The following is a 19,443-nucleotide window of genomic DNA, read 5'->3' as shown; positions in this document are numbered from 1 at the left end:
CCAAAACCCCCAAAAGCCAGTAAAAATGGGGGTTTTCACGTCTGCTCGCGCCGGATGCGCGGGCGGATCCGGGCCCGGATGTGGTGGATCCGGCCGTCGGCGGCCGGAATCAGAAAGGTTTCGTCGACGTCAGCGACGACGCGACGACCCGCCACCCTCGCCTTGGTGACGACGGTGAACGTCGCGTGCACCTGGTCGCCGTCGACACGGAACCGCCGGTCGGTTGTCGCTTCGATGACGCGGTACTGCGGGCCACGGTTGAGGCTGCGGCGCAGATGATTTCCGGAGAAGCCGGTCTTCAGACCGACCTCGATGCGGACGCAGTCCGGCGCGAACGGCACGTGGTCGGCCCGGTGGCTGGCGAGTGCGTCGATATACGAGTCAGCCGCCGCGATCCGGTCCGTGTCCGACACGATGTCCATTGACCGAGCATAGGATGACCGTCATGCCGAAATCTCGCCCCCGGTTCATGGACACCAAACCCGCGGACGTCTTCATCAAGTGGATGTCGCGGGTCAACACCTTCATGTACCGCCGCAGCGACGGCGAGGGCTTCGGCAGCAACTTCCAAGGCATTCCGGTGGCGCTGCTGACCACCACGGGTCGCAAGACCGGTCAGCCGCGGGTCACGCCGCTGTATTTTCACCGCGACGGCGACGTTGTCGTGGTCGCGGCGTCCAAAGGCGGCAGCGACAAGAACCCGATGTGGTACCTCAACCTGAAAGCCGATCCGAAGGTCAGGGTCCAGATCAAGAAGGAAGTGCTCGAGCTGACCGCACGCGACGCCACCGAGGAGGAACGCGTGCGGTACTGGCCGAGGCTGGTCGAGATGTACCCCACCTACGAGGACTACCAGTCCTGGACCGACCGGGTCATCCCGCTCGTGGTTTGCGAACCCTAGGTTCCGGTGAGCCCACCGGCATGGCCGGCCGGATCCGCAATTCGCGATTGCTCGCGCGCTGGCGCTCAAATACTTTGCGCGGGCCCACGGCTGACCGGCCCACCCGGTGACGGATTCGTCATTTCCGGGTTCGTCGACGGCCAACCGACGTACTGTGAGCCCGACGATCGGGTTACCTACGGGGGTCGATATGCACGCGTCTTCTTCCACACGGCGGGTCCTCCACGTCGTATTCACCGCGATCACGGTCGCGGTGCTGTTCTTCGTCTCGGGGCTGCCGGCGTGGGCCGCGGAGTCGATGACGCTGACCTTCGTCCGACACGGCCAATCGGAGGCCAACGCCGCCGACCGCATCGACACCTCGGTGCCCGGGCCGGGGCTGACTCAACTGGGTCAGGACCAGGCAGAGGAAGTGGCAGTCATCTTGGCCGACAGGGGCTTCGACGGCATTTACGCCTCCAACATGGTGCGCACCCAGCTCACGGCGGCGCCGCTGGCAGCCGACATGGGCCAGACCGCGGTGGTCCTGCCCGGCCTGCGGGAGATCAGCGCGGGAATCTTCGAGGGATCGCCCGAGTCGCAGGGCTTGGGCCGCCTCGGGTACGGGCTGGCCCCGGTGTTGTGGACGCTGGGTGCGCGGTTCGTGCCGGTGCTGGGCGCCCCGGACGGAAACGCGTTCGACGCCAGGGTGGACGGCGCGATCCAGGAGATCTACGACAACGGTGACCGCAACGCCGTGGCGTTCTCCCACGGCGCCACGATCATGTTCTGGGTGATGATGAACGTCGACAACCCCGACCTGACGCTTCTGCTCTCGCATCCGTTGGGTAACACGGGAATCGTCGTCATCGAAGGCAACCCGGAAGACGGATGGCTGTTGAAGGAGTGGGACGGCGTCGCGGTCTCCGCCAATCCGCCGTTGCTGACCAAGCTGTTCGTCGATGTCCGCGATGTCGTCACGGCACCCCAGACCGCGCTCTACAACGTCGTCCAAGCCTTCACCACCGGGGACATCGCGGCGTTGGCCAACGCGGTCCGAGACGGAGTGACCGATGTCGTCAGGGCGGTAGTCGAGTTCGTGCCCAACGTGGTTCGCGACATCGTCGACGAGTTCAACCGCTCCGCCGCACCCGCGGAGGACGAGCCGGTGACCATCAATGCCGCGCCGGACCACTCGTCGGTGGTATCGGCCGCCTCGGCGACAGTCGAGCCCGAGCCGGCGCCTCAGGCAACCGAGGAGGTCGATGAAGCCGACGCGACGCCGCTGCTCACCAAGATCAAGAAGCGGGCGGGCGCAACCGATTTGACCAGCGGCAACAAGGTGAAGCCGGGCGACACCATCGAGTCGACCGACACGGATACCGACACCGAGGCGGCCGACGCCGAGCTCGACGCTGAGGTCGGTGAGCTCGAGGGCTCGGTGACGGCGCTACCCGACCGAGCCGTCACACCCGATGACAGCGAAACCGATTCGGTGGACCCGGCCGATACCGATTCCGACACCGATGCCGGATCGGGGCAGGCCGCCGCCTGAGTTGATCAGGCGCCGTAGACCGGAACCGGCGGGCGCGCCTTGGCCAGCAGGTCCTTGACAACCGGCCCCAGCTCGGCGGGATCCCACCGGGCGCCCTTGTCGGCCTGCGGTCCGTGCGCCCAGCCCTCGGCCACCCGGACGATGCCGCCCTCGACCTCGAACATCTTGCCGGTGACGTCCTTGGACTCGGCGCTGCCGAGCCAAACCACCAGCGGGGACACGTTTTCGGGCGCCATCGCGTCGAATGCCTTGTCCTGCGTCGCCATCATCTCGGCGAACACCTTTTCGGTCATCCGGGTGCGTGCCGACGGGGCGATCGCGTTGACGGTGACGCCGTAGCGACCCAGCTCCGCGGACGCCACCAACGTCAAAGCCGCGATGCCCGCCTTGGCGGCGCTGTAGTTCGCCTGCCCCACGCTGCCCTGCAGCCCGGCACCGGAGCTGGTGTTGATGATGCGGGCGTCGACGGTGTCGCCCGCCTTGGACTTGTTCCGCCAGTACGCCGCCGCGTGCCTCATGGTCGCGAAGTGACCCTTGAGGTGAACGGCGACGACGGCGTCGAACTCCTCTTCGCTGGTGTTGGCCAGCATCCGGTCCCGCACGATTCCGGCGTTGTTGACCAGCACATCGAGACCACCGAAGGTGTCGACCGCCGCTTGGATCAGCCCCTCGGCCTGTCCCCAGTCCGCCACGTTGGCGCCGTTGGCAACGGCTTCGCCTCCGGCAGCGGTGATTTCGTCGACGACGCCCTGTGCGGCGCTACCACCGCCCGCGGGCGAGCCGTCCAGGCCGACGCCGATGTCGTTGACCACAACCCGCGCCCCCTCCGCGGCGAACGCCAGCGCGTGGGCCCGTCCGATACCGCCACCTGCGCCCGTCACGATGACCACACGGCCGTCGAGCAGTCCCATATCCGTTGTCTCCTTTATCTTTTGATGTCAGCTGTCGTGGTGGCCAGATAGTGCGGCGGCTCGCCACCACCGTGTACCTCCAGCGAGGCGCCGCTGATGTAGGACGCGGCGTCGCACGCCAGGAACGCCGCGGCCCACCCGACGTCGGCCGGGGTGGCCAGCCTGCCCAGCGGCACGTTCTTGGAGATCGCCGCGATGGAATCCGCGTCGCCGTAGAACAATTCGGATTGCTCGGTTTCGACCATGCCGACGACCACGGAGTTGACCCGCACCTTCGGCGCCCATTCCACGGCCAGCGTGCTGGTGATGCTTTCGACGCCCGCTTTGGCCGCGCCGTAGGCGACGGTGCCAGGTGTCGGCCGTCTGCCACTGACGCTTGCCACATTGACGATCGAGCCGCCCCGGTCCTGGCCTTGCATGACAGCGTTCGCGTGTGTCGAAACCGATAACGGCCCAAGCAGATTCAGCTCCACGATCTTACGGCTGAACTTCGCCGACGCCTCGGCGGCGGGCACGTAAGGCGACCCACCCGCGTTGTTGACCACCACATCGAGGCGGCCGTGACGGTCGGTGATCGCCTTGATCATGGTGGCCACCGAGTCGTCGTCGCGCACATCGCAGCTGTGGAACTCGTAGGGCGAACCCTCGACGGGCCTACGCGCGCAGGTGACGACCGTGGCGCCCTGGGCGGCGAAGACCGCGCTGATCCCCGCGCCAACGCCGCGGACGCCGCCGGTCACCAGCACAACCCTGTCGTCGAGTCCGAGGTTCATCTCTGGGCGGTCGGTCACTGTGCTAGCGTACCAAGCAAGTGCTTGCTTTCCTACTTGACCAGGAAGTGCCATGACCATCACCTCCACGACCACCGAACCCGGCATCGTCTCGGTCACCGTCGACTATCCGCCGGTCAACGCGATCCCGTCGCAAGGCTGGTTCGAGCTCGCCGACGCGATCACGAAGGCCGGCAGGGACCCGGCGACCCACGTGGTGATCCTGCGCGCCGAGGGCCGCGGGTTCAACGCCGGTGTGGACATCAAGGAGATGCAGCGCACCGAAGGGTTCACCGCGCTGATCGACGCCAACCGCGGCTGTTTCGAGGCGTTCAAGGCCGTCTACGAATGTGCGGTGCCCGTCGTGGCCGCGGTCAACGGCTTCTGCGTCGGCGGCGGCATCGGACTGGTCGGCAACGCCGACGTCATCGTCGCCTCCGACGACGCGACGTTCGGGCTGCCCGAGGTGGAGCGGGGCGCGTTGGGCGCCGCCACGCACCTGTCGCGGCTGGTGCCCCAGCACATGATGCGCCGCCTGTTCTTCACCGCCGCCACCGTCGACGCCGCGACCCTGCAGCATTTCGGCTCGGTGCACGAGGTGGTCCCCCGCGCCGAACTCGACGAGGCCGCGCTGCGGGTGGCCCGCGACATCGCGGCCAAGGACACCCGGGTGATCCGCGCGGCCAAGGAGGCGCTGAACTTCATCGACGTGCAGCGCGTCAACTCCAGTTACCGCATGGAGCAGGGATTCACCTTCGAGCTCAACCTCTCCGGTGTGTCCGACGAACACCGTGACGCGTTCGCCGGCACCGACAAAGGATCGCAATGACCGACAAGAGAACAACTCTCGACGAGGCGGTGTCCTCGATCGAAAGCGGCATGACCATCGGTATCGGCGGCTGGGGATCCCGGCGCAAACCGATGGCGTTCGTGCGGGCACTGCTACGCACCGACGTCACCGACCTGAGCGTGGTGACCTACGGCGGCCCCGATCTGGGGCTGCTGTGCTCCGCGGGCAAGGTGCGGCGCGCCTACTACGGCTTCGTGTCGCTGGATTCGCCGCCATTCTACGACCCATGGTTCGCCAAGGCCCGTAAGGCCGGTGCGATCCAGGCGCGCGAGATGGACGAGGGCATGCTGCGGTGCGGTCTGCAGGCGGCCGCGCAACGCCTGCCGTTCCTGCCGATCCGGGCGGGCCTGGGCAGTGACGTCCGCGCGTTCTGGGGTGACGAGCTCAAGACCGTGAAATCGCCCTACCCCACCGGTGACGGCTACGAAGAGCTCATCGCGATGCCGGCGCTTACGCTGGACGCCGCGTTCGTGCACATGAATCTCGGTGATGCACAAGGCAATGCCGCCTACACCGGCATCGACCCGTATTTCGACGACCTGTACCTGATGGCCGCCGAAAAGCGGTTCCTCTCGGTCGAACGGGTGGTGTCCACCGAGGAACTGGTCAAAGCCGTGCCACCCCAGGCGCTGCTGGTCAACCGGATGATGGTAGACACCGTCGTCGAAGCCCCCAACGGGGCACACTTCACCACCGCCGAACCCGATTACCGCCGCGACGAGAAGTTTCAGCGTCACTACGCCGAGGCCGCCGCGGACGACGAGTCGTGGCAACGGTTCAGGCAGACGTACCTGGCCGGCACAGAGGCGGATTATCAAGCGGCCGTTCGCAAGTTTGGAGAGCAGCAGTGATGTCGGTGAGCCGTCCCGAAGTGTGTGCGGTGGCGTGCGCGGAACTGTTCCGCGACGCCGGCGAGATCATGGTGAGCCCGATGACCACGATGGTGTCGATCGGCGCGCGACTGGCGAGGCTGACGTTCTCCCCCGATATTCTGCTCACCGACGGCGAGGCCCGCCTGCTGGCCGACACCCCGGCAATCGGCGGCGTCGGCGCCATCGAAGGCTGGATGCCGTTCGCCCGCGTCTTCGAGACCCTGGCCTGGGGTCGTCGACATGTGGTCATGGGCGCCAATCAGATCGACCGCTACGGTAACCAGAACCTGTCGGCGTTCGGGCCGCTGCAGCAGCCGACCCGGCAGATGTTCGGCGTGCGTGGCGCCCCCGGCAACACCATCAACCACGCCACCAGCTACTGGGTGGGCAACCACTCCAAGCGGGTGTTCTGCGAATCGGTCGACGTGGTGTCGGGCATCGGTTGGGACAAGGTGGATCCGGACAACCCGGCATTCCGGTTCGTCGACGTGTACCGCGTGGTGACCAACCTCGGCGTGTTCGACTTCAACGGACCCGACCATCAGATGCGGGCGGTGTCGCTGCATCCCGGTATCGCTCCCGACGAGGTGGCCGAGAACACCTCTTTCGAGGTGCACGACCTGGACAAAGCCGAGCACACCCGGCTGCCGACCGAACGCGAACTCGAGCTTCTCCGCACGGTGATCGATCCGAAAGGCCTGCGGGACAAGGAGATAAGGTGAGCACACCATCGAGCAGGCTGCGTACGCCGCTGACCGAGCTCATCGGCATCGAGCACCCGGTGGTTCAGACCGGCATGGGCTGGGTCGCCGGTGCGCGGCTGGTGTCGGCGACCTCCAATGCGGGCGGCCTCGGCATTCTGGCATCGGCGACCATGACGCTGGAGGAGCTGCAGACCGCCGTCACCAAGGTCAAGAGCGCCACCGACAAGCCGTTCGGCATCAACATCCGCGCCGACGCGGGCGACGCCAACGAGCGCATCGACCTGCTGATCCGCGAGGGCGTCAAGGTCGCGTCGTTCGCGCTGGCACCGAAACCGGACCTGATCGCCAAGCTCAAAGAGGCCGGCGTGGTGGTGATTCCGTCGGTCGGCCTGGCCAAGCACGCCAAGAAGGTCGCCGGCTGGGGCGCCGACGCGGTGATCGTGCAGGGCGGCGAAGGCGGCGGTCATACCGGCCCGATCGCGACGACGCTGCTGCTGCCGTCCGTGCTCGACGCGGTCGATATTCCGGTCGTCGCGGCCGGCGGGTTCTTCGACGGTCGCGGCCTCGCGGCGGCGCTGTCCTACGGTGCGGCGGGCGTGGCAATGGGCACCCGGTTCCTGCTGACGTCGGACTCGACGGTGCCCGATGCAGTCAAGCGGCGCTATCTGGAGGCCGGGCTGGACGGCACCGTCGTCTCGACCCGCGTCGACGGCATGCCGCACCGCGTGCTGCGCACCGGGCTGGTCGAAAAGCTCGAAAGCGGCTCCCGGCTTCGGGGCTTCTCCGCGGCGGTGCTCAACGCCCAGAAGTTCAAGAAGATGTCCGGCATGACGTGGCGGTCGATGATCAAAGACGGGCTGGAGATGCGCCGCGGCAAGGAGTTGACGTGGTCGCAGGTCGTGATGGCCGCCAACACGCCGATGCTGCTGAAGGCCGGCCTGGTCGAAGGCAACACCGATGCGGGCGTGTTGGCCTCGGGCCAGGTCGCAGGCATCCTCGACGATCTACCCTCGTGCGCCGAGCTGATCGAGACGATCGTCGACGACGCGGTCAAGCACCTTCGGGCCGCGGCGGCCTTCGTCGAATAGCAGCTGGATGAAGTAAATACCTTCATACCTCAAAAATGAAGCTATAGTCTTCATATGACGAGGCTGAAGCCTGGCGCTTCAACAGGCGTTCGCGCGACCCTGATCGGCGACGTCGTCGGCTCCCGCGGCGTGGCCGACCGCGCGGCCGCGCACCGCGCCCTCGACAGCGCGTTGGCCGGCGCGGTGACCGATGCGATCGATGCGCCCGCCTTCACCGTCGGCGACGAGTTCCAGGGCAGCTACCGGACCGTCGGCGCGGCGATCGAAGCGGCGCTGGCCATCCGGATGGCCGTCGCACCCGACATCGACGTGCGGTTCGGCATCGGCTGGGGCGCCGTCACGGTGCTCGACGCCACCACGGGCATCCAGGACGGACCGGGATGGTGGACCGCCCGTGAGGCCATCACCTGGACCGCCGCCGCCCAGCGGCAACCGGGTTTGGCGCTGGTGCGCACCTCGTTCCGCGCCGGGGAGGCCCGCAGCGACACCGACGCGGTCAACGCCGCCCTGATCTGTCGGGACCACCTGCTTGGATCACTCGATGACCGATCACTACGGATTGTCAAAGGACTGTTGAGCGACCACACCAAGAAGGACATCGCGGCAGCCGAGGGCATCAGCGCCTCGGCGGTGTCGCAGCGCGCCGGCCGCGACGGGCTCGACTTGATCGTGGTGGCTTCCCGATACCTGAGGAACATCCCGTGAGCGCGCTGGCGATCATGTTCATCGCAATGGGCGTCGCCGACATCACCCGGCGACTGACTCAGCGGCTCTGGTTGTCGGTGGTGACCGCGCCGACGGTCATCGTCGGCTGCGCGGCGCTGGCCGCACTGTCCCGTTTCGGCGACCTCATGCTGTTGGCCATCGCGGCGGCGGCCAGCGTGGCCTGGGTGGTGCTGGGTGCCCGCGCCGAGCGGACCGGCGAGCATGAGCTGACCCCGCTCGTGGTGTTCGGGGTGGCCGTCGCGCTGCTGCTGGTGTTGTCGGGCTTGGGTTCCGACGTGGGCGGGTTGGCGCAGCGCTGGTTCACGTGGGTCGGCCTGGACGGCATCGATGGTGTGGACGCCGACCGGCTGCTGATGATCATCGGCGTGGTGCTGCTGCAGGTGGTCACCGGAAACCAGCTGGTGCGTCTGGTCCTCGGCGCGGTCGGCGCGGTGAAACCGGTCGGCGAGCCGCAACCGTCGGACCGGTTGAAGGGTGGCCGACTGCTCGGCCCGATGGAGCGGCTGCTGATCCTCGGGCTCGGGCTGGCCGGTCAGATCATGGCGGTCACGGCCGTCATCGCCGCCAAGAGCATCATCCGGTTCCCTGAGATCAGCGCCCAGAAGGCCCGGGAGAACGGGCACATGAGCATCGACATCGGCATCGGGGATGTCGTCGAGTACTTTCTCGTGGGCAGCTTCGCCAGCTGGATCGTCGCCCTGGGCGGGCTGGCGCTCGCGCAGTAGCGCGATTCCCCGGTTTCTGCCGCCACCCGTTCCTAGACTCGGCGCATGAAGACCAAGGCAGCGGTTTTGTGGGAGTTCGGCGCCGACTGGAGCGTCGAGGAGATCGACCTGGATCCGCCACAGGCGGGCGAGGTACTGGTGTCGTGGGAAGCCACGGGGCTGTGCCATTCCGACGAGCACGTGCATCGGGGCGATCTGCCCGCGCCGCTTCCGCTCATCGGCGGCCACGAGGGCGCCGGCGTCGTGCAGGAGGTCGGGCCGAACGTGCCGGGCTTGGCGCCGGGCGACCACGTGGTGGCGTCGTTCCTGCCGGCCTGCGGTCGCTGCCGGTGGTGTTCGACGGGCCAGCAGAACCTCTGCGACCTCGGCGCGATGATCATGACCGGCACCCAGTTGGACGGCACGTACCGTCGTCATCTCGACGGCAAGGACATCGGTGCGATGGCGCTGGTCGGCACCTTCTCCCAGTACGGAACGGTGCCGGAGGCCTCGGTGGTCAAGATCGACGACGACATTCCGTTGTCGCGGGCCTGCCTGCTGGGCTGCGGGGTCACCACCGGCTGGGGGTCGGCGGTCAACACCGCCGAGGTGCGGCCCGGCGACACCGTCGTGGTCATCGGATGCGGCGGCATCGGCAGCGGCGCGATCCAGGGCGCGCGGCTTGCCGGCGCGGAGAAGATCGTCGTCGTCGAGCCCGTGGAAACCAAGCGGGACAAGGCAATCCAGTTCGGCGCCACCCATTTCGTGACGTCGGCAGCCGAAGCGATGGAGCTCGTCGGCGACCTCACCCGCGGGGTGATGGCCGACTCGGTGCTGCTGACCGTGGGCCTGCTGGAAGGCCCGATGATCGAGGAGGCGCTCAACCTCGTCCGCAAGGGCGGCGCGGTGGTGATGACCGCGATCGCGGCGATGACCGATGTGACACCGACGCTGCCGATGATGATGTTCACGCTGTTCCAGAAGCGGCTGCTGGGCAGCCTCTACGGCGAGGCCAACCCCCGCGCCGACATTCCGCGGCTGCTCAACCTCTACCGCGACGGCCAGTTGCTGCTCGACGAGACCGTGACCGCCGAGTACAAACTCGACGACGTCAACCAGGCGTACGCTGACATGCTCGACGGCCGCAACATCCGGGGCGTCGTCATCCACGATCATCCTTGAGCGGTTCGGGGACGGGGCGCTGGCGCTGGCTGTCGCATGTGCGATCGGCGCTGCGCCTCGAGATCGACACGGTCCGCCGTGGCGAGCTGGACCTCAACCCGGCCGACCTGACGCGGTTCACCTTTCCGCTGCTGCTGCGGCTGGTGGGGGTGCTCGCGTTCGGTGCCGTACCGCTGGTGGTCGTCCGCAGCGGGGTGGAGGCCGACGACGCGCTCGTTCCGCTGCTGGGATCGGTGGCGCTGACGGCGGTGGCCACGGCGGTGGTCGCCTGGGTGATCGCCACCGCCGTGTCGGGCCTGGTGCTGGTGGTGTTCTACCGGGCCAGCCCGGCGAAAACGTCGCGGCTGGTGGTGCGCACCGTCGTCACGTCGTTCGAGCGCGTCAGCGACGTCACCGCCAGGCTGGCGACGCTTGCGCTGCTGGCGGGTGTGGTCGCGTTGGCGATCGGGCTGCCCGCGCGTCGTGACACGGATTCTGCGCATTCGGTGCTCGATGACCTGCTCGCCGCGCAGCTCGGGATGCTGTTGGCCGCGTTGGGTTTTGCCTTTCTGACCGAGACGACGCGCTGCGCAGCCGATGTGGTGGACAAGCAGTCGCTGCTGCTGGCCTGGCCGTGGTCGCTGGCGATCGCGTGGTCCAGTTGGATCATCGCGACCACCATCGGCCCGTTCGAGACCACCCGGCTGCTGAAGACGCTGCTCAACGACTGGCTACCCGCCACGGTGGACGGCGCTCCGCGCGCAGAGGTGATCGCCGACCTGGTTCCGGCCAGCGCGAACTGGTGGGCCGCGCTGGCACCGCTACCGGTGATCGCCGTGATCTGGGCGCTGGAGGCCCACCGGCACAACGCGTTCGCACACCTGCGAGGTGCCGTTCACGCGAGCCGGGGAGAAGATTGCCTCAGAGGCGCTCGATGATGGTGACGTTCGCGGTGCCGCCGCCCTCGCACATGGTCTGCAGACCGTAGCGACCGCCGGTGCGCTCCAACGTGTTCAGCATCGTGGCGAACAACTTGGCGCCGGTGGCACCGAGCGGATGACCGAGCGCGATCGCGCCACCACTGGGATTGACCTTTGCCGGGTCGGCGCCGGTCTCCTTCAGCCACGCCATCACGACCGGCGCGAACGCCTCGTTGATCTCGACGGTGTCGATGTCGTCGATCGACAGGCCGGTCTTCTTCAGCGCGTACTCGGTGGCGGGGATCGGCCCGGTCAACATGAACACCGGGTCGGCGCCGCGGGCGCTGATGTGGTGGATGCGGGCGCGGGGCTTGAGCCCGTGATCCTTGACGGCCTGCTCCGAGGCCAGCAGCACCGCGCTGGCGCCGTCGGAGATCTGGCTGGCCATCGCGGCGGTCAACCGGCCGCCCTCCACCAGGGTCTTGAGCCCGGCCATCTTCTCCAGCGAGGTATCGCGGGGACCCTCGTCGGTGACGAAACCGTCGACGGGGATGATCTCGTTCTCGAAATGGCCCGCGCGGATCGCCTCCTGCGCGCGCTGGTGGCTGGTCAGCGCGAACTGCTCCATCTCCTCGCGCGAGAGTTCCCACTTCTCCGCGATCAGCTCGGCACCGCGGAACTGGGAGATCTCCTGGTCGCCGTAGCGATGTAGCCAGCTCTTGGATTCGTTTGTGGGCGAGGTGAATCCGAACTGCTCGGCGACGGTCATCGCCGACGAGATCGGGATCTGGCTCATGTTCTGCATGCCGCCGGCGACGATGAGGTCGGCCGTTCCGGACATGATCGCCTGCGCGCCAAAGGAAATCGCCTGTTGGCTGGATCCGCACTGGCGGTCGACGGTGACGCCGGGCACTTCCTCGGGGAAGCCGGCGGCCAGCCACGACAGCCGGCCGATGTTGCCGGCCTGCGGACCGATCGCGTCGACGCAGCCGGCGATGACGTCGTCGACGGCGCCGGGATCGACGTCATTGCGGTCGAACAGCCCGCGCCACCCGATCGCGCCGAGGTCGACCGGGTGCACTCCGGCCAGTGATCCGTTGCGCTTGCCGGCCGCGGTGCGGACAGCGTCGATGACATAGGCCTCAGGCATTGTCAGTCCTTCTCTCTTGTGATGCCACCAAGAACGATAGCGAGATATTGACGGCCGACTTCCTCGGCCGTGAGCGGTCCACCGGGCTGATACCAGCGGACCGAGACCCAGGTGGTGTCCCGGATGAACCGGTACACCAGGTCGACGTCGATGTCGGGCCGGAAGTAGCCCTCCTCGACGCCCTGGTTGAGCAGGTCCAGCCACATCTTGCGCTGCTCTTGATTGCGCTGCTCGACGTAGGCGAACCGGTCCTGCGCCGAGAGCCGTTTGGCCTCGTCCTGGTAGATGACGACTTGGGCATGCCGGTGCTCGATCGCCTCGAACGACGCCATGAACAGACCTTTGAGCCGCTCGAGCGGGTTGGGCTCGGTGTCGACGATCTCCTGGTAGCGGGCGAACAGCCAGTCCAGGAAGTTGCGTAGCACCTCGTCGACCATCTCCTCCTTGGAGGAGAAGTGGTGATACAAGCTGCCGGACAAGATGCCCGCGCTGTCGGCGATGTCGCGGACCGTCGTCGCCTTGAGACCGCGCTCGGCGAACATCGTCGCGGCGAGCTCGAGAAGCTCGTCGCGGCGGGTGGGTGGCTGACCGACCGGCTGGCTATTCATGGGTGCTGGCTCGACACCGCGATCACTTCTCCAGTGAGGTAACTGGAGTAGTCGCTGGCCAGGAACGCGATCGTCGCGGCGACCTCCCACGGCTCGGCGGCACGGCCGAACGCTTCACCTTCCGACAACCGGTCCAACAGGTCGGCGCTGCTGGTCTTCTCCAGGAACTTGTGCCGCGCGATGCTCGGCGACACCGCGTTGATCCGCACGCCGTGTTCGACGGCCTCGATCGCGCTGCACCGTGTCAGCGCCATGACACCGGCCTTGGCCGCCGCATAGTGCGACTGCGAATGCTGGGCGCGCCAACCCAATACGCTGGCATTGTTGACGATCACGCCGCCGTGGTCGGCGTCGCGGAAGTAACGCAGCGCCGCGCGGGTCGCGCGCATCACCGACGTCAGGGTCACGTCGAGGACGCGGTCCCACTCCTCGTCGGTCATGTCGACCACCGGCGTCTGCCCGCCGAGACCGGCGTTGTTGACCAGCACGTCCAACCGGCCCATCCGCGCGGTCGTCGAGGCGATCAGCGCGTCGACCTGGGCGGTGGAGGTGACGTCACACACCACGCTCTCCACCCGGCCGAGGTTGAGTTCCGTCAGCTGATCGCGGGTTTCGCCGAGCCGGCGTTCGTGGTGGTCGGAGATGACGACGTCCGCACCTTCGGCCAACGCCCGCCGCGCCACCGCCGACCCGATGCCGGTGCCCGCGGCCGCCGTCACGACGACCACTTTGCCGGCGAGAAGACCGTGTCCCTCAATCTCGTTCGGAGCTACAGAAAGATTCTTCGTCACCCTTTTGGTTCCCTCGGTAGTCCGAGCACCCGCTCGGCGATGATGTTGCGCTGGATTTCGTTGGAGCCGCCGTAGATGGTGTCGGCGCGCGAGAACAGGTACAGCCGCTGCCATTCGTCGAAATCGCCGTCGCTCAGCGTCAGCCCTTCGCGGCCGAGCACGTCCATCGCGATCTCACCGAGCTCGCGATGCCAGTTGGCCCACAACAACTTCGACACGTTGTCTTGACCGGGCTGCTCCACATCCATGGTCGCCAGCGCGTACGACCGCATCGTGCGCAGGCCGACCCATGATCGGGTCAGCCGCTCCCGGATCAGCGGATCATCGGCTGCGCCAGTGCGTTTGGCCAGTTCCGCGACTCCGGACAGCTCGCGGGCGTACTCGATCTGTTGACCGAGTGTCGACACTCCGCGCTCGAACGTCAGCGTGCCCATCGCCACCCGCCAGCCGTCGCCGGGTTCGCCGACCACCAACGAGGCGTCCGTGCGGGCGTCGTCGAAGAACACCTCGTTGAACTCCGAGTCGCCGGTGAGTTGCACGATCGGGCGGATCTGCACGCCGGGCTGGTCCAGTGGTACCAGCAGATACGACAGGCCCGCATGCCGCTTGGAGCCCTTCTCGGTGCGGGCGACGACGAAGCACCACTGCGCCCAGTGCGCCAGCGACGTCCACACCTTCTGCCCGTTGATCACCCACTGGTCGCCGTCGAGCTCGGCGGTCGTCGACACGTTGGCGAGGTCACTGCCAGCACCCGGCTCCGAATAGCCCTGGCACCACAGCTCGGTCACGTCGAGAATCTCCGGCAGAAACCGCTGCTGCTGCTCGGGGGTGCCGTAGGCGATCAGCGTCGGCCCGAGCAGCTCCTCACCGAAGTGGTTGACCTTCGCGGGCGCATTGGCGATCGCGTACTCCTCGTAGAACGCCACCCGGTGCGCCACCGACAGCCCGCGCCCGCCGTGCTCCTCCGGCCAGCCCAGACAGGTCAGCCCGGCGGCGGCCAGGTGCTGGTTCCACGCCCGGCGCTCCTCGAAGGCCTCGTGCTCGCGCCCCGGGCCGCCGAGGCCCTTGAGCGCGGCGAACTCGCCGACCAGGTTCTCGGCCAGCCAGTCGCGGACCTCGGCCCGGAACTCCTCGACCCCAATCACCCCTGTAGGCTAACCTACCAAGCACTTGCTTTGTTGAGGGAGCGTCGATGAGTTCGGATCCAAGGACCATTCCCCAGGTCTTGGACCTCACCGCCGACCGATTCCGGGACCACCCCGCCCTGGTCACCGACGTCCGCACGTTCACGTTCGCCGAACTGCGCGACGAGGTCCGCACGGCCGCCGCGGCGATGATCGACCTGGGCATCGAGGCCGGCGACCGGGTCGCGATCTGGTCGCCCAACACCTGGCACTGGGTGGTGGCCTGCCTGGCCACCCACTACGCGGGCGGGGTCGTGGTGCCGTTGAACACCCGCTACACCGCCGGTGAGGCAGCCGACGTGATCGCCCGCACCGGGGCACCGCTGCTGTTCGCCTCCGGGGAGTTCCTCGGCGCGGACAAGGCCGCCTCGATCGACCGGGACGCGCTGGCGCAACTGCGCCACGTCGTGCGCGTGCCGATCGAGAAGGACGACGGCACCTGGGACGAGTTCATCGCGCGCGGGGCCGGCCGGACCGGCGACGTGGACGCCCGCGCCGCCGCGGTGAAGCCCGACGACGTGTCCGACATCTTGTTCACCTCGGGAACCACCGGCCGTAGCAAGGGCGCGCTGTGCGCACACCGGCAGTCGCTGGACGCGCCCGCCGCGTGGGCGGAATGCGGGCGGCTCACCAGCGCCGACCGCTACCTGTGCATCAACCCGTTCTTCCACAACTTCGGCTACAAGGCAGGCATCCTCGCCTGCCTGCAGACCGGCGCGACGCTGTTCCCTCAGCTCACCTTCGACCCCGAGAAGGCGATGCAGGCCGTGGCCGAGCACCGCATCACCGTGTTGCCCGGTCCCCCAACGATTTACCAGACGCTGCTGGATCACCCCCGCCGCGGCGATTACGACCTGTCGTCGCTGCGGTTCGCGGTCACCGGCGCCGCGACGATCCCGGTGGTGCTGATCGAGCGCATGCAGAACGAGTTGGATATCGACATCGTGCTGACCGCGTACGGGCTGACCGAGGCCAGCGGCTTCGGCACCATGTGCCGGCCGGACGACGACGCGGTGACCGTCGCGACCACATGCGGGCGCCCGATCGCCGGCTTCGAACTGCGCATCGACAACCCCGACGACGACGGCGCCGGCGAGGTGCTGCTGCGCGGCCCCAATGTGATGCTCGGCTACCTCGACGACCCCGAGGCCACTGCGGAGGCCATCGACGCCGACGGTTGGCTGCACACCGGCGACGTGGGCCGCGTCGACGACAGGGGCAACCTGCAGATCACCGACCGCCTCAAAGACATGTACATCTGCGGCGGGTTCAACGTGTATCCGGCCGAGGTCGAGCAGGTGCTGGCCCGACTCGACGGGGTCGCCGAATCTGCGGTGATCGGTGTGCCCGACGAGCGACTCGGCGAGGTCGGCAAGGCGTTTCTGGTCACCAAACCCGGGGTCGAGCTGGACGAGGAGACCGTGATCGCTTACACGCGAGAGCATTTGGCGAACTTCAAGGTGCCGCGATCGGTGGAGTTCCTCGACGCGCTGCCGCGCAATCCTGGCGGCAAGGTCGTCAAGCCACTGCTGAGGGAAAGAGCCTGATGGATCTGAGTTTCGACGACGCCACCCTCGAGTTCCAGGCCGAGGTGCGCGAGTTCCTCGCGGCGAACCGCGATTCGTTCCCGACGAAGTCCTACGACACCGCAGAGGGATTCGAGCAGCACCGCCGGTGGGACCGGGTGCTGTACGACGCCGGCCTGTCGGTGATCACCTGGCCCGAGAAGTACGGCGGCCGCGACGCTTCCCTGCTGCAGTGGGTGGTGTACGAGGAGGAGTACTTCCGTGCCGGCGCACCGGGGCGGGCCAGCGCGAACGGCACGTCGATGTTGGCGCCGACGTTGTTCGCGCACGGCACCGAGGAGCAGCTGGACCGGGTGCTGCCGAAAATGGCCACCGGTGAGGAGATCTGGGCCCAGGCTTGGTCGGAGCCGGAGTCCGGGAGCGATCTGGCGTCGCTGCGTTCGACGGCGACGCGCACCGACGGCGGCTGGCTGCTCAACGGTCAGAAGATCTGGAGTTCGCGGGCTCCGTTCGGGGACCGCGCGTTCGGGCTCTTCCGCTCCGATCCGGAGGCCGAACGCCACCGGGGTCTCACGTACTTCATGTTCGACCTGAAGGCCGAGGGCATCACTGTCCGGCCCATCGCCCAACTCGGTGGTGACACCGGGTTCGGGGAGATCTTCCTCGATGACGTGTTCGTCCCCGACAACGACGTCATCGGCGGCGTCCACGACGGATGGCGCGCGGCGATGAGCACGTCGAGTAACGAACGCGGAATGTCCCTGCGCAGCCCCGCACGCTTTCTGGCCCCGGCGGAACGGCTTGTGGCGCAGTGGAAAGACAACCCCGACCCGGCATACGCCGACCGGGTGGCCGACGCCTGGATCAAGGCGCAGGCGTACCGGCTGCACACCTTCGGCACGGTCACCAGGCTGGCCGCGGGCGGCGAGTTGGGCGCCGAGTCCAGCGTGACCAAGGTGTTCTGGTCCGACCTCGACGTCGCACTGCATCAGACCGCGCTGGACATGCGCGGCCCGGACGCCGAGCTCGCCGACGCATGGACCGACGGGTTGCTGTTCGCCCTTGGTGGGCCGATTTACGCCGGTACCAACGAGATTCAGCGCAACATCATCGCCGAGCGGCTTCTGGGTCTCCCCCGAAAGTAGACAGATGAAATTCGATCTAGACGAACAGCAGCGCGATTTCGCCGCGAGCATCGACGCCGCGCTCGGTGCTGCCGACCTACCCGGTGCGGTGCGGGCGTGGGCGGCCGGTGACACCACACCGGGCCGCAAGATCTGGTCGCAGCTGGCCGACCTCGGGATCACGGCGCTGAACGTGGCCGAGAAGTACGACGGAATCGAAGCGCATCCCGTCGACCTGGTGGTCGCCGCCGAACGGTTGGGCCGCTGGTGCGTGCCCGGCCCGGTCACCGAATCCATCGCGGTGGCACCGGTTCTGCTCGCCGACGACGAACGCAGCGGTGCCCTCGCGTCCGGTGAGCTGATCGTGACCGTCGCCATGCCCCCACAGGTCCCGCGTGCCCTGGATGGGAATGTCGCCGACGCCATCTTGGTAGCCACCGACGGCGAGGTGCGCGACGGCACCGCCGGTGCGCACCACGAGTCCGTCGACCCCAGCCGAAAGTTGTTCGACGTCACAGCAACCGGGGAAGCCCAGCCGGCCGACGTGGCGCAGGCCTACGAGTTCGGGGCGCTGGCCACGGCCGCGCAACTGGTCGGAGCGGGGCAGGCGATGCTGGACATGTCGGTCGAGTACGCCAAGCAGCGCAGTCAGTTCGGCAAGGTGATCGGCACCTATCAGGCCATCAAGCACAAGCTGGCCGACGTGCACATCGCCGTCGAGCTGGCCCGGCCGCTGGTGTACGGCGCGGCGCTATCTCTGGCCGACGGATCACCGGACACCGCGCGTGACGTCAGCGCCGCCAAGGCCGCCGCCTCCGATGCCGCGCTGCTGGCGGCGCGTTCGGCGCTGCAGACCCACGGCGCGATCGGCTTCACCCAGGAACACGATCTGTCGCTGTGGCTGCTGCGGGTACAGGCGCTGCGCTCGGCGTGGGGTGACCCGACCGTGCACAGGCGACGGGTATTGGAGGCGTTGTGACCGAGGAACGTCAGCTACTGCGCGACACCGTTGCGGCGCTGATCGACAAGCACGCCCCGCCGGCGGCCGTGCGTGCGGCGATGGATTCCGAGCGCGGTTACGACGAGGCGCTGTGGCAGCTGTTGTGCGAGCAGGTCGGGGCCGCGGCGCTGGTGGTGCCCGAGGAGATGGGCGGGGCGGGCGGTGAACTGGCCGACGCGGCCGTCGTCCTCGAGGAACTCGGCAAGGCGTTGGTGCCCACGCCGCTGCTCGGCACCACGCTCGCCGAACTGGCGCTGCTGGCCGCCGATGAGCCCGACGCCGACGCCGTCGGGGGCCTGGCCGAAGGCGCGCGGCTGGGCGCGGTCGTGTTCGACCCCGGCTATGTGGTCAACGGCGACGTCGCCGATGTCGTGATCGCCGCCGACGGTGCCCGGCTGACCCGCTGGACCAGCTTCACCGCGACCCGCGTCGACACCATGGATCCGACGCGCCCGCTGGCACGGGTCGACCCGCAGGAGACCACCGACATCGGCGCCGACCCCGGCCTTGCCGACAGCGCGGCGATCCTGCTGGCCGCCGAGCAGATCGGGGCCGCGTCACGCTGCCTGGATTTGACGGTGCAGTACACCAAGGACCGGGTGCAGTTCGGCCGCCCGATCGGCAGCTTTCAGGCGCTCAAGCACCGGATGGCCGACCTGTACGTGCTTGTCCAGTCCGCGAGGGCCGTGGTCGATGACGCGATCAGCGCGCCGTCACCCACCTCGGCGGCACTGGCCCGGGTGTCGGCGAGCGAGGCGTTCGCCAAGGTCGCCGCGGAGGCGGTACAGATGCACGGCGGCATCGCGATCACCTGGGAGCACGACATCCAGCTGTACTTCAAGCGTGCGCACGGCAGCGCGCAGCTGCTCGGGTCGCCGCGGGAGCATCTACGGCGGCTCGAAGCCGAAGTGCTCTAACG

General features: G+C 67.9%; 21 protein-coding genes. 14 read left to right on the top strand and 7 right to left on the bottom strand.

The genetic code is table 11. The features are described from left to right. Positions 1 to 35: 35 nt before the first annotated feature. A complete protein-coding gene (locus G6N28_RS14290) occupies positions 36 to 422 on the bottom strand; it encodes a DUF8021 domain-containing protein (protein ID WP_163901270.1) in 387 nt (128 codons plus the stop codon). Between the two features lie 23 nt (positions 423 to 445). On the opposite strand from G6N28_RS14290, the gene G6N28_RS14285 reads away from it, so the two are divergent. After that, entirely contained in the window at positions 446 to 901 is a 456-nt protein-coding gene (locus G6N28_RS14285) for a nitroreductase family deazaflavin-dependent oxidoreductase (RefSeq protein ID WP_163901268.1), read from the top strand. A 190-nt stretch (positions 902 to 1,091) separates the two neighbouring features. After that, the gene (locus G6N28_RS14280; protein WP_163901266.1) at positions 1,092 to 2,435 is read left to right on the top strand and encodes a histidine phosphatase family protein; all 1,344 of its coding nucleotides are present in this window, start codon (positions 1,092 to 1,094) and stop codon (positions 2,433 to 2,435) included. A gap of 5 nt (positions 2,436 to 2,440) precedes the next feature. Here the strand turns inward: G6N28_RS14280 and G6N28_RS14275 are convergent, their stop codons facing one another. Together G6N28_RS14275 and G6N28_RS14270 are read right to left on the bottom strand one after the other, a co-directional pair. After that, positions 2,441 to 3,346, bottom strand: a complete 906-nt coding sequence (locus G6N28_RS14275) for an SDR family oxidoreductase (RefSeq protein ID WP_163901264.1) — start codon at positions 3,344 to 3,346, stop codon at positions 2,441 to 2,443. Between the two features lie 14 nt (positions 3,347 to 3,360). After that, complete coding sequence (locus tag G6N28_RS14270) at positions 3,361 to 4,119, bottom strand: SDR family oxidoreductase (protein ID WP_179962200.1); 759 nt, start codon at positions 4,117 to 4,119, stop codon at positions 3,361 to 3,363. Between the two features lie 70 nt (positions 4,120 to 4,189). Between G6N28_RS14270 and echA20 the strand changes: the two genes are divergently transcribed. The 8 genes from echA20 to G6N28_RS14230 are packed head-to-tail and all read left to right on the top strand — an operon-like array spanning position 4,190 to position 11,159. Beyond that, positions 4,190 to 4,945, top strand: coding sequence for a (7aS)-7a-methyl-1,5-dioxo-2,3,5,6,7,7a-hexahydro-1H-indene-carboxyl-CoA hydrolase (gene echA20 / locus G6N28_RS14265; RefSeq protein ID WP_163901262.1), 756 nt, complete (start codon positions 4,190 to 4,192; stop codon positions 4,943 to 4,945). Beyond that, positions 4,942 to 5,817 (top strand): cholesterol ring-cleaving hydrolase subunit IpdA, encoded by an 876-nt coding sequence (gene ipdA, locus G6N28_RS14260; protein ID WP_163901261.1) that lies wholly within the window; start codon positions 4,942 to 4,944, stop codon positions 5,815 to 5,817. Before echA20 ends, ipdA begins: the two co-directional genes overlap by 4 nt. After that, positions 5,817 to 6,560 (top strand): cholesterol ring-cleaving hydrolase subunit IpdB, encoded by a 744-nt coding sequence (ipdB, locus tag G6N28_RS14255; protein WP_276001139.1) that lies wholly within the window; start codon positions 5,817 to 5,819, stop codon positions 6,558 to 6,560. Before ipdA ends, ipdB begins: the two co-directional genes overlap by 1 nt. After that, the gene (gene ipdC / locus G6N28_RS14250; RefSeq protein WP_163901259.1) at positions 6,557 to 7,630 is read left to right on the top strand and encodes a (3aS,4S,5R,7aS)-5-hydroxy-7a-methyl-1-oxo-octahydro-1H-indene-4-carboxyl-CoA dehydrogenase; all 1,074 of its coding nucleotides are present in this window, start codon (positions 6,557 to 6,559) and stop codon (positions 7,628 to 7,630) included. Before ipdB ends, ipdC begins: the two co-directional genes overlap by 4 nt. A gap of 54 nt (positions 7,631 to 7,684) precedes the next feature. Next, a complete protein-coding gene (locus G6N28_RS14245) occupies positions 7,685 to 8,335 on the top strand; it encodes a SatD family protein (protein WP_163901258.1) in 651 nt (216 codons plus the stop codon). Next, complete coding sequence (locus G6N28_RS14240; protein WP_163901257.1) at positions 8,332 to 9,081, top strand: hypothetical protein; 750 nt, start codon at positions 8,332 to 8,334, stop codon at positions 9,079 to 9,081. The genes G6N28_RS14245 and G6N28_RS14240 overlap by 4 nt, the downstream gene beginning before the upstream one ends. 45 nt (positions 9,082 to 9,126) lie before the next feature. Beyond that, the gene (locus G6N28_RS14235) at positions 9,127 to 10,242 is read left to right on the top strand and encodes an NDMA-dependent alcohol dehydrogenase (RefSeq protein ID WP_163901256.1); all 1,116 of its coding nucleotides are present in this window, start codon (positions 9,127 to 9,129) and stop codon (positions 10,240 to 10,242) included. Further along, positions 10,239 to 11,159, top strand: coding sequence for a hypothetical protein (locus tag G6N28_RS14230; RefSeq protein WP_163901255.1), 921 nt, complete (start codon positions 10,239 to 10,241; stop codon positions 11,157 to 11,159). The genes G6N28_RS14235 and G6N28_RS14230 overlap by 4 nt, the downstream gene beginning before the upstream one ends. Here G6N28_RS14230 and fadA6 read toward each other — a convergent pair. Genes fadA6 through ipdE1 form a run of 4 tightly spaced genes read right to left on the bottom strand, consistent with a single transcriptional unit; the run spans position 11,143 to position 14,835 of the window. After that, positions 11,143 to 12,291, bottom strand: a complete 1,149-nt coding sequence (fadA6, locus tag G6N28_RS14225; protein ID WP_163901254.1) for a steroid 3-ketoacyl-CoA thiolase FadA6 — start codon at positions 12,289 to 12,291, stop codon at positions 11,143 to 11,145. The two genes, G6N28_RS14230 and fadA6, sit on opposite strands and share 17 nt — an antisense overlap. 2 nt (positions 12,292 to 12,293) lie before the next feature. Beyond that, complete coding sequence (gene kstR2 / locus G6N28_RS14220; RefSeq protein WP_163901253.1) at positions 12,294 to 12,899, bottom strand: TetR family transcriptional regulator KstR2; 606 nt, start codon at positions 12,897 to 12,899, stop codon at positions 12,294 to 12,296. After that, entirely contained in the window at positions 12,896 to 13,690 is a 795-nt protein-coding gene (gene ipdF, locus G6N28_RS14215) for a (5R,7aS)-5-hydroxy-7a-methyl-1-oxo-2,3,5,6,7,7a-hexahydro-1H-indene-carboxyl-CoA reductase (RefSeq protein ID WP_163901252.1), read from the bottom strand. Before ipdF ends, kstR2 begins: the two co-directional genes overlap by 4 nt. Then, entirely contained in the window at positions 13,687 to 14,835 is a 1,149-nt protein-coding gene (gene ipdE1 / locus G6N28_RS14210) for an acyl-CoA dehydrogenase IpdE1 (RefSeq protein ID WP_163901251.1), read from the bottom strand. The genes ipdF and ipdE1 overlap by 4 nt, the downstream gene beginning before the upstream one ends. A 47-nt stretch (positions 14,836 to 14,882) precedes the next feature. Between ipdE1 and fadD3 the strand changes: the two genes are divergently transcribed. Genes fadD3 through ipdE2 form a run of 4 tightly spaced genes read left to right on the top strand, consistent with a single transcriptional unit; the run spans position 14,883 to position 19,441 of the window. Next, the gene (fadD3, locus tag G6N28_RS14205; RefSeq protein WP_163901250.1) at positions 14,883 to 16,421 is read left to right on the top strand and encodes a 3-((3aS,4S,7aS)-7a-methyl-1,5-dioxo-octahydro-1H-inden-4-yl)propanoate--CoA ligase FadD3; all 1,539 of its coding nucleotides are present in this window, start codon (positions 14,883 to 14,885) and stop codon (positions 16,419 to 16,421) included. Beyond that, a complete protein-coding gene (locus G6N28_RS14200; RefSeq protein ID WP_163901249.1) occupies positions 16,421 to 17,545 on the top strand; it encodes an acyl-CoA dehydrogenase family protein in 1,125 nt (374 codons plus the stop codon). Before fadD3 ends, G6N28_RS14200 begins: the two co-directional genes overlap by 1 nt. Before the next feature lie 4 nt (positions 17,546 to 17,549). Beyond that, positions 17,550 to 18,503: an acyl-CoA dehydrogenase family protein gene (locus tag G6N28_RS14195; RefSeq protein WP_163901248.1), complete on the top strand. Its 954-nt coding sequence runs from the start codon at positions 17,550 to 17,552 to the stop codon at positions 18,501 to 18,503. Beyond that, positions 18,500 to 19,441, top strand: a complete 942-nt coding sequence (gene ipdE2 / locus G6N28_RS14190; RefSeq protein WP_163901247.1) for an acyl-CoA dehydrogenase IpdE2 — start codon at positions 18,500 to 18,502, stop codon at positions 19,439 to 19,441. The genes G6N28_RS14195 and ipdE2 overlap by 4 nt, the downstream gene beginning before the upstream one ends. Positions 19,442 to 19,443: the final 2 nt, after the last annotated feature.

The sequence above is a fragment of the Mycolicibacterium pulveris genome (genome assembly GCF_010725725.1).
In the GTDB taxonomy this organism is placed as follows: Bacteria; Actinomycetota; Actinomycetes; order Mycobacteriales; family Mycobacteriaceae; genus Mycobacterium; species Mycobacterium pulveris.
This window is presented reverse-complemented; position numbering and strand designations above follow the sequence as displayed.